Source organism: Planococcus halocryophilus (assembly GCF_001687585.2).
Lineage (GTDB): Bacteria > Bacillota > Bacilli > Bacillales_A > Planococcaceae > Planococcus > Planococcus halocryophilus.
The window spans coordinates 761,928-776,165 of record NZ_CP016537.2; the positions used below are offsets into that span (position 1 = coordinate 761,928).

Annotated in this window: 12 protein-coding genes and 1 riboswitch; of the genes, 6 read left to right on the plus strand and 6 right to left on the minus strand. The window is 39.4% G+C overall.

Features of this window, described 5'->3' with window-relative positions; genetic code table 11:
- Positions 1–28: 28 nt before the first annotated feature.
- Together BBI08_RS03810 and BBI08_RS03815 are read right to left on the minus strand one after the other, a co-directional pair.
- The gene (locus BBI08_RS03810; RefSeq protein ID WP_008496640.1) at positions 29–1,393 is read right to left on the minus strand and encodes a YjiH family protein; all 1,365 of its coding nucleotides are present in this window, start codon (positions 1,391–1,393) and stop codon (positions 29–31) included.
- Positions 1,390–2,721, minus strand: coding sequence for a sigma 54-interacting transcriptional regulator (locus tag BBI08_RS03815; protein WP_008496641.1), 1,332 nt, complete (start codon positions 2,719–2,721; stop codon positions 1,390–1,392). Before BBI08_RS03815 ends, BBI08_RS03810 begins: the two co-directional genes overlap by 4 nt.
- A 451-nt stretch (positions 2,722–3,172) precedes the next feature.
- Here BBI08_RS03815 and BBI08_RS03820 point away from each other — a divergent pair, with 451 nt between their 5' ends.
- Both BBI08_RS03820 and BBI08_RS03825 read left to right on the plus strand, forming a co-directional pair.
- Positions 3,173–4,132 (plus strand): Abi family protein, encoded by a 960-nt coding sequence (locus BBI08_RS03820; RefSeq protein ID WP_040850476.1) that lies wholly within the window; start codon positions 3,173–3,175, stop codon positions 4,130–4,132.
- 33 nt (positions 4,133–4,165) lie between these two features.
- Entirely contained in the window at positions 4,166–4,705 is a 540-nt protein-coding gene (locus BBI08_RS03825) for a DUF1697 domain-containing protein (protein WP_008496643.1), read from the plus strand.
- 35 nt (positions 4,706–4,740) lie between these two features.
- On the opposite strand, the gene mug is transcribed toward BBI08_RS03825, so the two are convergent.
- Both mug and BBI08_RS03835 read right to left on the minus strand, forming a co-directional pair.
- Entirely contained in the window at positions 4,741–5,247 is a 507-nt protein-coding gene (gene mug, locus BBI08_RS03830) for a G/U mismatch-specific DNA glycosylase (protein ID WP_065528510.1), read from the minus strand.
- 15 nt (positions 5,248–5,262) lie between these two features.
- Positions 5,263–5,469: a TM2 domain-containing protein gene (locus BBI08_RS03835; RefSeq protein WP_008496645.1), complete on the minus strand. Its 207-nt coding sequence runs from the start codon at positions 5,467–5,469 to the stop codon at positions 5,263–5,265.
- A 527-nt stretch (positions 5,470–5,996) separates the two neighbouring features.
- On the opposite strand from BBI08_RS03835, the gene BBI08_RS03840 reads away from it, so the two are divergent.
- Positions 5,997–7,610 carry a glycoside hydrolase family 13 protein gene (locus BBI08_RS03840; RefSeq protein ID WP_040850513.1) on the plus strand — a complete coding sequence of 538 codons (1,614 nt, stop codon included), beginning with the start codon at positions 5,997–5,999 and terminating at the stop codon, positions 7,608–7,610.
- Positions 7,611–8,236: 626 nt separating this feature from the next.
- Positions 8,237–8,339, plus strand: a riboswitch (purine riboswitch).
- A 126-nt stretch (positions 8,340–8,465) separates the two neighbouring features.
- Complete coding sequence (locus tag BBI08_RS03845; RefSeq protein ID WP_008496648.1) at positions 8,466–9,365, plus strand: 5'-methylthioadenosine/S-adenosylhomocysteine nucleosidase; 900 nt, start codon at positions 8,466–8,468, stop codon at positions 9,363–9,365.
- A 59-nt stretch (positions 9,366–9,424) separates the two neighbouring features.
- On the opposite strand, the gene BBI08_RS03850 is transcribed toward BBI08_RS03845, so the two are convergent.
- Complete coding sequence (locus BBI08_RS03850; RefSeq protein WP_008496649.1) at positions 9,425–9,910, minus strand: BsuPI-related putative proteinase inhibitor; 486 nt, start codon at positions 9,908–9,910, stop codon at positions 9,425–9,427.
- Between the two features lie 199 nt (positions 9,911–10,109).
- Here BBI08_RS03850 and BBI08_RS03855 point away from each other — a divergent pair, with 199 nt between their 5' ends.
- Both BBI08_RS03855 and BBI08_RS03860 read left to right on the plus strand, forming a co-directional pair.
- Positions 10,110–11,324, plus strand: coding sequence for an aminotransferase-like domain-containing protein (locus BBI08_RS03855; protein WP_065528511.1), 1,215 nt, complete (start codon positions 10,110–10,112; stop codon positions 11,322–11,324).
- Between the two features lie 250 nt (positions 11,325–11,574).
- Entirely contained in the window at positions 11,575–13,131 is a 1,557-nt protein-coding gene (locus BBI08_RS03860; protein ID WP_065528512.1) for a class I adenylate-forming enzyme family protein, read from the plus strand.
- 65 nt (positions 13,132–13,196) lie between these two features.
- Here the strand turns inward: BBI08_RS03860 and BBI08_RS03865 are convergent, their stop codons facing one another.
- A complete protein-coding gene (locus BBI08_RS03865) occupies positions 13,197–14,084 on the minus strand; it encodes a fructose bisphosphate aldolase (RefSeq protein ID WP_008496651.1) in 888 nt (295 codons plus the stop codon).
- Positions 14,085–14,238: the final 154 nt, after the last annotated feature.

The window sequence follows — 14,238 nt, forward strand, 5'->3', positions numbered from 1 at the left end:
AGTATTCTTGGAAAGGCTTCTTTATTTGTTATACAAATAGGTGCGCGAACAATACAAGAATTGGTAACGTTATGATTGTACGTAATACAAAGATCACTGCCAGTTCCCAGAACTTAACAGGAATATTCGAGCGTAAAATCAAAATACCAATCTCAGACATATAAATAATTTGTGTTAACGAAACGCCTGCAAGAACAAAGCGTGTCAATTCGCTTTCAATGCCACCACCAAGTACGGCTGGCAAGAACATATCTGCAAATCCAACCAGGAACGTAGGAGCTGCTTCAGCTGCTTCAGGCAATCCAAACATTGTCAGTACTGGAATTAATGGATAAGAAATAATTTTGAAAAGTGGTGTGTATTCTGCCACGATCAAAGCGATTGTACCAAGAGCAAAAACAAGTGGAATCAGTGCTAACCAAATATCAAGCACCGTTTCGATTCCCATTTTAGCAAGTTTTTTCGGGCTTGCCGCGCTACTTGCTTTGCGACGAGCTTCATCAAATCCCCATTGAAATAGGGATGCGCCTTCAGGAATGGTATCGTCAACTTGTTTGCCAACTGGCGCATAGTAGTCATCTTTTTTGCGAGACAATGGCGGAATGCGTGGCATAATAATTGCTGCTACTAAGCAAGCAACCGATACAGCCAAATAGAATGGGAAGAACAAATGACCAATGCCGACAACATTTGCGACAACTAAACTAAAAGCAACAGAGGCAATCGAAAACGTTGTTGCGATAACAGAAGCTTCACGCCCTGAGTAGTTTCCTTCATCGTATTGCTTCATTGTTACTAAAACACCAACGGGTGCTGCGCCCATCCATGATGCCATCGCATCGATCGAAGAACGGCCAGGTAAAGTGAAGACAGGACGCATGAATTTGTTGAGTAAGGTACCGACAAACTCCATTAAGCCGAATTCAACAAGTAATGGTAACAAAATTCCGGCGAACAAGAACCAAGTTAATAGGACAGGAGCCAAATCGTAAAGCACCACACCCCCTGTATTGCGTGAAGCAATCGCTTCAGGACCAACTTCATAAAAAGCCATGATACCAAATACAAAAGCAAGAATCCGAACGATTAAACCGAAAGGTCCATTAATAAATGTAGCGCGTAAAAACGTTGAGTTCTGGACGAAAGCTGGCTTTAAAGCTGTTGCTGTGATGCTTGCAACAGCAGAGAAGCCAAGCAGGATAATGATGAATGCAGGAATCACATCGCCGAACGTTGTTAATAGGAAAGAGGCCAAAATGCCGACACCAATTGTTATCTGTCCGTTATAAGGGATCGGACACAAGAACAGCAATGCTCCAATAATGGAAGGTATTAAGAACTTCCACGTATCAATCGATTCAATCGTCTTTTTTTCGCTTTGTAACAAAGTCATATAATTTCCCCCCCGATAGATGTGTTTGTATATTTTTTTAGTTTGCGAACGACAGATGGTTGGCTAATCCCTAGAATATTCGCCATTTCAGTTGTTGTCCGGTAACGCTTTTGTGCGTTTAGTATTACTTTCTTTTCGACCGACTCCAAAATATGAGGAAGTGTTTGACCGTGAAGTTCAAAGCCAATACGTTCATCTGCATCAGGTTGGTAGGTAATGGGAAGGTCATCGAGCGTGATGAGTTCTGATTCACTTTCGATAAAGCTACGTTCTACGACATTGCGTAACTCCCGGAAATTCCCTTTCCATGGCAACTGCAATAAATGAAAATACAAATCATCAGAAATTGATTTTTGTTGGTGGTACTTTTGATTTAGTTCTTCTACTACACGACTAATGGTCTGATCTAAATCATCGGGTCGTTCTCTTAATGGAAACAATTCAATTGAAGCTAAGTGTAGTAAATAAAACAAGTCTTCGCGAAACTTTCCAGCAGTAACAGCTTGTTCAATTGAAGTAGTACTAATAGCGATTACACGCGCAGTGTGTGGTTGTTGCAAAATTTTAAATAATGCTGCTTGTGATGCAGGTGATAGCTGTTCAATTTCATTAAGTACCAGCGTTCCACCGGCAGCTAAGTTCATATAACCTTCATCACTTAACCCCGTAAAGCTAATTTCAAATACCGATTCAGGAATCGCACTGCAATTGACTTCGATAAAAGCCGATTTTTGTCGGCTGCTCTGCGAGTGGATAAATTTAGCCAGTGATGTTTTTCCAGTACCAGGTTCTCCGCAAATTACCACAGGAACTTCGAGCTGCGCCATTTTGATGGCTGTTTGAAGTGCGCGGCTTGATGAAGGACTTTCCATAACGCACCCTTCAACGTGAAGTTGCTGGTTACGGAGGTGAGCAAGCTCTCCTTTAACTTTAGACATTTCCGATTCAAGATTTACAAGATATTCTTTCATGACCATCAATTGGGACATGTCATAAGAATAACTGACGACAAAATCCACTTCACCGCTATCATTGAAAAGAGGAATACCGGTAATCAGTGCTTTTTTTCCAGAAGGCGTATTTTGTCTGATAACCACTTTTTTCTTTTGTTTTAATACGAGAGGTGTGATGGCAGGAGAAAAAACCCCTGCTGCTTCTAAGTCGTAAACAGATTTTCCAAGCAAGTCTTCGGCCGCTACACCATAAGCGTCGCCACTGCGCGGGGAAGCTTTAATGATGCGGCCTTCTCGTGTAGTCACGATAATGTCTTCATCATACGTTTCGATAATTTCTTCGTTAGTATTGGGAAGTAGAAATAAAGTATTCATAACTGACCTCCTTTATTCATTCTTGTATAGACTATACATGATTGAATAATCAAATTACAAGAAAAATATTAATTATTTTTAAATAACTTTAATTAATAGGTGATTTTTAGGTGGGGGATTAGTGTTAAAGTAATTAATGGAAAAAGGTGAGAATGGAATTCTTATAAGATAAATAGTATTTTTATAAATTCCCTGAGCTTAGAATATAATCAAAAGAAAAGTTTAAGGTTTTTAATTTGAAATATAACAGAGGTGCACAATAATTAAGAGGAGATTTTGGAAGTTTTTGATTAGGGATAGGTAGTGGTTGAGCAAAAGCGGCAGCCACGAATAAGAGAGGTTTAGCTATTCTTAATTTATTATTTGCCTAGAATGATTTTTTTATGCCTATAGGGTATTTATAAAAAGCGCTGCTTCACTTACAGTTAGTAATAAGAAGAATTTGAAAAGGATGAGAAATGTGAAGGATTTTGCTACTCACGAGGAGCAGCTAGAAATACTCGAGAAGCGTGGTTTACAAGTAATTGATAAAGCCGCTGCGAAACGAATTTTGTCGCGCGAAAATTATTATGCGTTAATCGATGGCTATAAAGAACCTTTTCTTGAGCACGATATAAAGCTCAATCCCTATGGTTTAGAACGTTATCAAGAAGAGACTGAGTTTAGCCACATTTATGCGTTGCATCGTTTTGATCGGGATTTACGGATGTTGTTGCTAAATGAATTGTTAAAGTTCGAAAAAAATATAAAGTCGAAATTAGCTTATCGCTTTTCTGAAAAATTCAAAGAAGCAGGAAGCTTTTTAGAGCCGGGTAATTACAGTGAAGATAGCCAACATCATCATGAACGAGATCGCATCATTTCAACACTCGATAACTTAATCAAAAGTCATAAAAAACGTGACAAAGTGAGGTATCCAGCTATTCGAGAGTTTTACGATAAACATAAAGATGTACCTCTTTGGGTCTTGGTCAACTTTTTATCACTTGGTCAAATTACTCACTTTTATACGGTTATTGACGAAGAGTTACGTGACAAAATTGCCCGTGATTTTGCTGAGGAATACAGCGAGCAATACGATTTGGTAAGCTTGAAGGCGGGGGAGTTAGATGCTATTTTGCGCATCGTTTTCCCATATCGCAATAAATCAGCACATGAGGAAATCCTATACCGTTACCACTTAACACATCCAGTAGAATTAGATGAACTAGAGAAAAGATTGGAAATGGATGAAGGAAGCTTGAGTGGTGCCACAGTTTTTTCTTTACTTTCTCTAGTAAAACTTACATCTACAAAAGCTGATTACGACCAGTTTTCGTTAAAACTAACTCAATTAATCAATGAACTTAAGGCTTCCGTTCAGACACAGGCATTTACAAAAATTATGAACGATGCGGGTTTTAATGGATGACGATAAATTCGGCTAACCAGGAAGGTGACAATAATGAACTATGTGGCATTGTTGCGAGGCATTAATGTAGGCGGGAAAAACAAAGTAGAAATGAAAAAACTAATACAAGCATTTGAAGAAGTGGGCATGACACAAGTCACTACGTATATCAATTCTGGAAATGTCGTTTTTTCCTCGACAAATAATTCTAAAGAAACTATAGCAACCATTTTAGAAAAAGCGATTTACAGTCATTTCGATTTGCAGATTCATGTATTGGTTTATGGATCAGCGGAATTTCTAAAGATTGCACAATCAGTTCCGGAAAATTGGTCAAACGATCAAGACATGAAAAGTGATGTATTGTTTTTATGGCAAGATGTTGACGATCAAACCATTTTAAATCAATTAACCATCAAACCTGATATTGATCGTGTCATATACGTGCCTGGTGCAATTCTTTGGTCGGTTAATAAAGACCTAGTTACAAGAAGTGGACTGGGGAAAATCGTTGGAACGGCTCTTTATAGACGTGTAACGGTTCGTAATGTAAATACAGTTAGGCAAATATCAGTGTTACTAGAGAGTATATAAAAATCCCGACCTCTTTTCAAAAGAGGTCGGGATTTTTAACGATAATTATTCAAACCACGATAGATCTCAACAATATCATGTAATTTCATACGCACTAAACCACTCGATGATGGGGCCACATATTCAACGACCCCTGGAATGACAGGTTCTGGCTGAACACCCCATAAAACGATTTTTCGTTTGCTAAATTGCTGATAAACGCCTTTGCCGACAAAACAAACTGCTTGTGGCTGTAGCCTTCTAATTTTCTCCTCTAATAATTTGGCACCTTCCGCATATTCTTTTTTTGAAATTTCAGCGGCTTCTTTGGTAGGGCGATCGACGATATTTGTTAAGCCGAATCCGAGAGCGAGCAATTCACTATTTTCTTCTGGTAAATATGTCCGCGGAGTCAAGCCAGCTTTGTAGAGGATTTTCCAGAATCGATTATTCGGATTGGCATAATGATAGCCGGTTTCAGACGATCGGATGCTCGGATTAAAGCCAACAAATAAAATCTTCAAATCTTGCTGCAAATAATCAGGAATCCGTTCTAATTGCAAAGCAGTCTACCACCTTTAATGTTTACTGTATTTTTCCTGAAAATCTTTATCTGATTGTAAAAGATAAAGAATTCCTTCAATGACACCAATCACAGCTGGAATGCCTGTCCAAAAGAACAACAGATAAAGAACACCCATGCCTGGACGCCCTAGATAGAATTTGTGAGCCCCAAAGTCGCCAAGAAAGATAGCGAGTAATGCGGCGGCCAATTTGTTTTTCATGATTAATCATCCTTTCCATATACCTTACTATTCCCGAATTATAGGAAGTTAAAAGTGTTGTAAGTGATATCGGTTTAATGTTTTCCTTTAAGTAGATTTTTTGATGCATAACAAGTTAAAAAACGTTATTCAAATATGACAAAAAATTAACAAATAGATATTATTTTTAGTGTATTAGTCACGATTAGGTTATACCTGTAATTGAAAGCGGTATCATTTGAAAATAAAATAAAAAGATATGAAAATTGTGTTTTTTTATTGTCACAGCGGTTATATAGGAAGATACCCAAAAGGAAGAGGGTGAACGATCCAGTTTGAATCCATAAATTTTTTGGTTGAACATCTTGGTAATTTTTTGCGAATTCTGCTACACTATCAACTTGAAATTAATTTTCTAAAAAAATGTTGCTGGACGTTGGAAATAGATAGAGATAAAATAGGCGCTCGGACATCTTCAGACGAAATCAGGGGGTTATGGCCAGTTGATGGATAAGAAGAATGGCCAAGGTCTTTGTGAGGGATCAGTTATGGATAGAAAATGGTGGAAAGAAGCAGTTGCATATCAAGTATACCCGAGAAGTTTTAAGGATTCGAATAGTGATGGTGTCGGAGATATCAACGGTGTGACGAGCAAGTTGGATTATTTAAAGGATCTTGGGATTGATGTAATTTGGATTTGTCCAATGTACAAGTCACCAAATGACGACAACGGCTATGACATTAGCGATTATCAGGAAATTATGGATGAGTTTGGGACAATGGCGGATTTTGATCGCCTTTTAGAAGAAGTACACGCGCGCGGGATGAAGTTGATTATCGATTTGGTTATCAATCATACAAGTGATGAACACCCGTGGTTTATGGAGTCACGCGCTTCAAAAGATAACGACAAGCGCGACTGGTATATTTGGAGCGATGAGCCGACCAACTGGGAAAGTATTTTTGGGGGACCTGCTTGGGAATACGATCAAGAAACAAAACAATATTATTTGCATTTATTTTCTAAAAAGCAGCCGGACTTAAACTGGGGAAATCCAGAAGTGCGACAAGCATTATACGATATGGTCAATTGGTGGCTAGACAAAGGAATCGACGGCTTCCGTGTGGATGCCATCAGTCACATTAAAAAAGAGTTGAGCGATGTGGAAGACCCTGAACAGAATTTGTATGTGCCAGCTTGGGAGAAAATGATGAATGTTAAAGGGATTCAGCCATTACTTGCGGAACTGCGTGATGAAACATTTGCGAAACACGATATCATGACAGTAGGCGAGGCAAATGGTGTTCAAGCTGACGACATTAATGAGTGGATTTCAGAGGATGATGGGAAATTTAATATGGTGTTTCAGTTTGAAAGTATGAGCTTATGGGACACTGATTCAACAACAGGAATCGATGTGCCGAAACTAAAAGAAGTACTGACCAAATGGCAAAAAGCTGTAGAAGGACATGGCTGGAATGCACTTTTTATCGAAAATCACGACAAACCGCGCATTGTCTCTACATGGGGGAATGACCGGGAATTCTGGCGTGAAAGTGCCACAGCAATCGCTTGCATGTATTTCTTTATGCAAGGAACGCCATTTATCTATCAGGGCCAAGAAATCGGTATGACTAATGCACCGTTTGATGAACTAGAGCATTACAATGATATCCAAACCCATAGCCTTTACCATTTCAATCGTTCAGAAGGTATGGAACACGACGATGTAATGACGATCATCAAAGCACAAAGTCGCGATCATTCACGCACCCCAATGCAATGGGATGCCAGCCCGAACGCCGGATTTTCGGATGCCGAGCCTTGGTTGCGTGTCAATCCAAATTACGAAGAAATCAATGTTGCAGCGCAGCTTCGCGATCCGCATTCGATTCTCTGGTTTTACCGGAAGATGATTTGGTTGCGTAAACAACAAGATGTTCTAGTCTATGGCAACTACGAGTTACAGGACGTAGGTCACGAGTCGATTTATGCTTATACGCGCACGAATGAAGATAAAACCGTATTGGTCATCACCAATTTGACGGAGTACGCTTGTTACTGGGATGAACCGGAATCGGCACGCTGCTTGTTGAGCAACTATCAGCAGCTCGATCCGAAACAATTGATGCCTTATGAAGCACGCGTTTACGAATTGTGAAATAAAAATCTCCTTGCGCTCTTGAGCGCGAGGAGATTTTTTGTGTTATTGGGCTAAATTTTGTAATGTGCAAACAAACACCTGTAATGTGCAAACAAACTCTCGGATTGTGCAAATAAAACCTGGCATCTCGCAAACAAACGTCCCGATACCGCAAACAAAACCGATCGTCATGCAAACAAACTCAAAATCCTCTTGTAAGTCCTTATGTAATCAAAAAATATGCCAAGTAAAGACGTAATCCATACATCAAAACAACAGAAAAAACCCATCATGCCCGAGGGCATGATGGGTTTCGATAGTTTGCGGCGTTCCAAGCCACGCTCCACAACGTGTTCCTAAAAGGAGTGCTTGTCCGTCTTACGCAAACGAGCTCATCGCGTAGTTAACAATAGAGCATTTGCCGCGATAAGTCAACTTGTGAAATTCTAGACCTTACTAAGCGCTAATTACAGCTCAGGAGCAAAGGATAGAAAAATGAGAGAATCACATGAATAAAACTCATTTTATTTAAAAAAAGCTAATAATTCTTATTTTAATCGACTAAAACCGAACTATATTATACTTTTTATTATAAATGTTCGTAATTTTGTTGACCACCATTCTCCTCTTTGTTATAGTTGCCAAGTGATAAATATTATATCGCTCGTATATATTCGGTAATATGGTCCGAATGTTTCTACCAGGTTCCCTTTAAAGAACCGGACTACGAGCTAGAGTTTTGATTGCTTGGCGTGTGTGAACTCTCCTACTCAATTTTTGCTTTGGCTCCAAAGGTCCGAACGGTAGAAACCGGTTCAGGATCTTTTTTTAATCCAATTACCGAATAGAGCATACACCTAGGAGGAAATTCACATGACAAAAATGAAGACAGTAAGTAGCAAACAACTGCTAGTATTCATCATGGCTATGATTTTATTGGTCGTATTGGCAGGATGCAGTTCAGCAGCCGAGTCGAACGAAACAGGAAAAGAAACAGACGAAACAAAGCGCCCGATTCTAATCCAAGGACCAATGCCGATCGAAGCTGAAAAGTTCGCGGAGCGTTTGGAAAATGTTGAAATAGAAGAATCAGGATCTACATATGAATTTTATATCGGTACTGTCAATGACTACCCGGTTATTGTTTCAAAAACAGGTAAAGGTATGGAAAATACGGCAGCTGCGACAGCGATCGCAATAGAAAAATACAATCCGGCTGCGATCATCAACCAAGGTACATCAGGTGGACATGATCCAGAGTTGAATGTTTTTGATATCGTCATTGGTGAACGCACAGTCAATATCGGTTCGATGAAAACAGGAGATCGTGCAAAAGGTGAAGGCATTGAAGCAACAGAATGGAAGCCAATGGACGTAATGGCTTCAGAAGGAAGTGCTGGAGAAGATCCAAATGCTGAAAAAGCGCGTTATTATGATGCCGATCCAGAACTTTTAGCTGCAGCAATTAATGTCAAAGACAGCTATACACAAGGTAAAGTAGTTGAAGGCACAATCGGTTCAGCAGACGTTTGGAATAACGAAGTTGACCGCATCAATTGGTTCCATGAAAACTTCGGTACATCAGTCGAAGAAATGGAATCAGCGTCATCTGCGATGATTTCAAAAGCATATGATGTACCGTTTTTAGCAATTCGTATTTTATCAAACAATAAAACAAACGACGGTGCGTATAATCCAGACACAGCCGCTGCGAATCAAGAATATGTATATGAAGTAGTTAAAGAGTATATTGCTTTTTTGGAAAGTAACTAAGAAAAGCATCAAAATGAAAAAGCATTCTCAATCCATAACAGGAGTGAGAATGCTTTTTCTTATTTCACAATATGATCTGTTGTTACTTTATACATATTGCCTGATCTTGGTGTTAACCAAGCAGCCAGCTCGTAGGTTCCGGGTTCAAGATCAAGCGGGGGGATTTCTAAGTCGTAACTTAGTTTATCTCCGTCATCAACCCTTTCTTCACCCAACGCTTGTGCATACGTACTGACAGAAGAGAAAAGAAAAGCAACTTCGCCGCTGTCATTTGTTAATGAAAAGTCGAAGCGTTGGCTGCTCGTAAATTCGAAAGTTTGTACTTCGCCAGTGTTATTTACTAAACTATAGCGATAAGTGTTGTCATTGATTTGTTCGATCGCTGGTTTCATCTCTGCAACTTCCTCGCCATTTGTCTCGGTTTCTTCAGTCATGGGTTCTCCGGAATCGCTATCGTTTTCGTCACTTTTTTCGGTTCCACAAGCGGCTAAAAATAAGACCGAAAATAATACCAGAAAAGCTCTGAACCAGGTAAATTTTTTCATAATGATTCCTCCTAATAGGTTAGAAACTAGAAACTTACTTTCACATAAGAACGTTAAAGTGACTGAAAAGTTACAGTCGTTTGCAAGATTCGGCTGAATATTTTACCGACAACCTACACATTGTGGGTCCCGCACTGTAGAATAGGGTTTATGAGATTTCGCATTATTCTATCAGTTGGATGAAAGGGGAACGAAATACATGAAAACAGACTTCCATTTTTCGAAAGAAATTGAAAGGGCATTTAAAAACGATCCTCCTGGCCAGTGGATGTCACCTTTACCAGCGGGGTGCTTACGTCTCAGTTCAGGTTATCCCGCACCATCACTTGTTCCTTCTGATGAAATTAAACTAGCGGTAGCTCGTTTACTAGATGAGGAAAGGGATTTACCGCTTCATTACATAGGCAGTCCAAGAGTTCCACAATTAAAAAGATTTCTTCAAGATCGAATGGCACATCGAGATGTGGAAGTGACAAGTAATGGATTGCTTGTCACTTCGGGTGCTTGTCAGGCTATTGATCTGATTGCGCGTATTCTTTTAGATGACGAAGCAGTTGTAGCTGTCGAATCACCGACTTATATGGAAGCGTTAGAAATTTTCCGAAACTATACGGAACATTACATCACCATTCCCGTTGATGAAAATGGACTGCAAACTGAGGTGCTAGCTGAGATGTTAGCTGTTCGTAAAGAACAAGGGTTACCGACTCCACGATTGCTTTATACCATTCCAACTTATCAAAACCCGACTGGTACAACTTTGTCACTTGAGCGGAGACAACACGTAATGGACCTTGCTGAGCAATATGATTTTCTTATTTTAGAAGATGACGCATACGGAGAGCTCGGCTTTGAAGAAAGACCTCGTCTACTAAAAGCAATGGATAACCAAAACCGTGTGATTTATGTGGGATCATTATCGAAAGTTGTAGCACCAGGCATGCGTATTGGCTGGGTAGTGGCAGATAAACGATTAATTGACCCATTAAGTTGGTTTAAAAAGGATTTGGACCATCCGTTTGATCAGGCAACAATGGCATCATTCCTTGAAGAGATTGATTTTGACGAGCACTTAAATCACTTAACGACTACCTACGAGTCCAAATGTGCAATGATGTTGTCGGCTTTAGAAGAATTTTTGCCACCCACAGTTTCGTGGTTTGTGCCAAAAGGCGGATACTTTATATGGATCAAAATTCCAGATGTTGATACTTCGCAAATGCTGCAGGAGGCATTTGATGCAGGAGTAGCCTTCGTACCAGGAAAATATTTTTTCTTAGATCAGCAAGAAGGACTTGAATATTTAAGATTGTCATTTAGCTATGCGAGTGAAGAAGAAATTGTTAAGGGCGTGGAATTGCTAGGACAAGTAGTGGGAATGCATGTAGTACCTGCAACTGAAAATATAGAGTAATTCTCTATACATATTGTCGATAAGGTTAAAATAAGCGTGCTCATCACTAGTTTGATGATGCACGTTTTTGTTTTTTTAATATAAGAATTAGCTACAATAAGAATTGACTATGTTTTCAGAATAATGTAAAGTTAATACTACTATTTGTGAAAATCCGGAGATTTCGAATGTACGCTCAAGTGCTAGAAGTTTCCAAGATAGGAGGAACTGCTATAGGAGCAACAAATCGATTATAGGAGGAGGAGCGAACATGAATATAACAGCGGCATTGAGACAAAATGCTAAACGTTTTCCAGATAAGGTGGCTATTGTTTGTGAGGGGAGAACTTATTCGTATCAGGAACTAAACGAAGAAGTAAACCGAATGGCAAATGGACTCCTTGAGACAGGTTTACAAAAAGGTGATAAAGTTTCTCTATTTATGAAAAACTCGGACTATAACGTACTGGCTTTTTTTGCGGTGTTAAAGGCTGGCGGTGTTGCCGTGCCTGTTAATTATCGGCTGAGTGCCGATGAAAGCGGCTATATTTTCGGGCAATCTGAAAGTCGATTTATATTTTGTGATGTAGAATTTGAAGGTGTTATTGCAGAAGGGAAAAGACAAGCAACTTCACTTCAGCAAGTGATTGTTCATCCTGCGCCTGAAAATAACGATTACCTTAGTTGGGATAGTGTATTAAGTGAAAATGCATTAAATCCCTCGGTCGAAATATTGAATACCGATGACGCGGAAATTCTTTATACATCTGGCACAACGGGCAAACCAAAAGGTGCATTGTTTGATCATCAGCGTTTGGTAAATGTCAGTGCGTCGTTTGTTTTTGGTGTCGGAATTGATGCTGAGGATCGTATTTTGCACGCAGTGCCACTGTTTCACTCGGTTCAATTAAACCTTTTTTTAGTGACTGGTATATTGCTTGGAACATCCAATATCATCTTGTCTGAATTTGATCCTGAACATGTAGTCAGATCCATTGAGGAATTCGAAGTGTCTGTTTTCTTTGGATTGCCGAATATGTATGAAGCTTTACTACAAGTCCCAAATGCAGAATCGGCCAACTTGTCTTCTGTTACTAAATGTATGTATGGTGCAGATCCAATTGACCCTGACCTTGTTAAAAAAGCAATGGACTTTTTCGGTCACCAGCAATTTTATAATCTTTGCTTGCTGACTGAAGGCGGACCAGGGGGAGTCTTTTTATTACCAGAACAGCATGAGGCTAAAGTAGGCTCAGGCGGAAAGCCGATGTATTTCATGGAAGTGCGGGTAGTAGATGATGAATTTAAAGATGTTCAACCCGGTCTAATTGGCGAGTTTATTGTGAAAGGGAATACAGTGATGAAGGAATATTACAACAAACCGAAAGAAACGGCAGAATCTTTCCGAGACGGTTGGCTACTGACTGGTGATTTAGCGACAATCGACGAGGATGGATTTATCTCGCTTGTTGATCGTAAAGCAGACCGTATCATTTCAGCTGGGGAAAATATCTTTTCGATTGAAGTCGAACAAGTTACCACAAATCATCCTCAAGTAGCTGAAGCGGCAACTGTCGGTTTACCGGAAGAAGAGTGGGGAGAAATTGTGGGGGTCATCATTGTGCCTAAAGAAGGTGAAACGATCGAAGAAGAACAATTAATGGATTATTACTTGGAGCACCTTCCAGGATATAAAATTCCAAAAAAATATAAGATAGTTGAGTCATTACCGAGAAATGCTTCAGGAAAAATTATGAAATACAAATTACGGGAGCTTCATATTAGTGAATTCGAATGGTTCCGAAAAGTTCCAGAGAGCCGATATTAATTTAGAAACTGTATTAAAATAGCCCCGCAGCCAATAAGGCCACGGGGCTATTTTGATGACTTTTTTTAAGTAATTGAAGCTTCGTAAATGCCTTTAATGGAGTTTTCTAGCATTGTGTTAAACTCTTCATCTGTTTGATTGGCGTTGACACCTTCAGATAAAGCACGCGAGAAACTAGCGATAAGCCCATTATTAGCTGCCAATTTTTCATTAGCATCATCACGTTTATAGCCACCAGACAAGGCGACTACGCGAACAACACGCGGGTGATCGATCATTTCTTTGTAATAATTATTTTCTGTCGGAATGGTGATTTTAATCATCACATTTTGATCTTCATTTAATGAGTCCAACTGCTTTAGCATTTCTTCTTTAAGAATTTTTTCGGATTGTTCTTTGTCTGTGCTGTTAATGTCCACTTCTGGTTCAAGAATCGGCACTAAACCAGCGGCAAGAATTTGTTTGCCGACTTCAAATTGCTGCTCAACGACTTTTTTAATCCCTTCAGCATTTGCTTCTTTAATAACAGAACGCATTTTTGTGCCGAAAATATTACGTTCGTTGGCCCGATTTAACAAGTCGTCTAAGTTTGGCATTGGCTTCATCAGTTGAACGCCGTTTTCTTCATCCGCCAGTCCTTTGTCGACTTTTAAGAATGGTGCAACTCCTTTTTTCTGCCATAAATAATCAGGTGTATAGTGACCTTCTACTTTCCGGTCCATTGTCTGTTCAAAAAGAATGGCGCCAATAATTGAATCTGAATTGAAAGAAGGCGCAGTCATAACGCGTGTCCGCATTTCGTGGATCAAGTCATACATTTCCTCTTCAGACGAATACTGATCTTCTGATACGCCATAAAGCGCTAACGCTTTCGGTGTACTGCCGCCACTTTGGTCAAGTGCAGCGATAAAGCCTTTACCGTTTTTTACAAAATCCATTTGTTCCTGATTCATTGTCCCAGCCCCTTAAATAAATTTTTGAAAGTCGATCGGTTTATTAAAAAATTTACTGTAAAGAAACTCTTTCACTGAATATTATAACAATATCTAGAAGAAACTACAAAAAAAATATTAATTCAACCTTAGTTTAGGTTTTCCCTACCTAAAA

Coding starts and splice junctions, on each gene's coding strand:
- BBI08_RS03850 (WP_008496649.1), bottom strand. CDS start 9,910: ATGAAAAAATTTACCTGGTTCAGAGCTTTTCTGGTATTATTTTCGGTC.
- BBI08_RS03855 (WP_065528511.1), top strand. CDS start 10,110: ATGAAAACAGACTTCCATTTTTCGAAAGAAATTGAAAGGGCATTTAAA.
- BBI08_RS03865 (WP_008496651.1), bottom strand. CDS start 14,084: ATGAATCAGGAACAAATGGATTTTGTAAAAAACGGTAAAGGCTTTATC.
- BBI08_RS03860 (WP_065528512.1), top strand. CDS start 11,575: ATGAATATAACAGCGGCATTGAGACAAAATGCTAAACGTTTTCCAGAT.
- BBI08_RS03820 (WP_040850476.1), top strand. CDS start 3,173: ATGAGAAATGTGAAGGATTTTGCTACTCACGAGGAGCAGCTAGAAATA.
- BBI08_RS03835 (WP_008496645.1), bottom strand. CDS start 5,469: ATGAAAAACAAATTGGCCGCCGCATTACTCGCTATCTTTCTTGGCGAC.
- BBI08_RS03810 (WP_008496640.1), bottom strand. CDS start 1,393: ATGACTTTGTTACAAAGCGAAAAAAAGACGATTGAATCGATTGATACG.
- BBI08_RS03825 (WP_008496643.1), top strand. CDS start 4,166: ATGAACTATGTGGCATTGTTGCGAGGCATTAATGTAGGCGGGAAAAAC.
- BBI08_RS03840 (WP_040850513.1), top strand. CDS start 5,997: ATGGATAGAAAATGGTGGAAAGAAGCAGTTGCATATCAAGTATACCCG.
- BBI08_RS03815 (WP_008496641.1), bottom strand. CDS start 2,721: ATGAATACTTTATTTCTACTTCCCAATACTAACGAAGAAATTATCGAA.
- BBI08_RS03845 (WP_008496648.1), top strand. CDS start 8,466: ATGACAAAAATGAAGACAGTAAGTAGCAAACAACTGCTAGTATTCATC.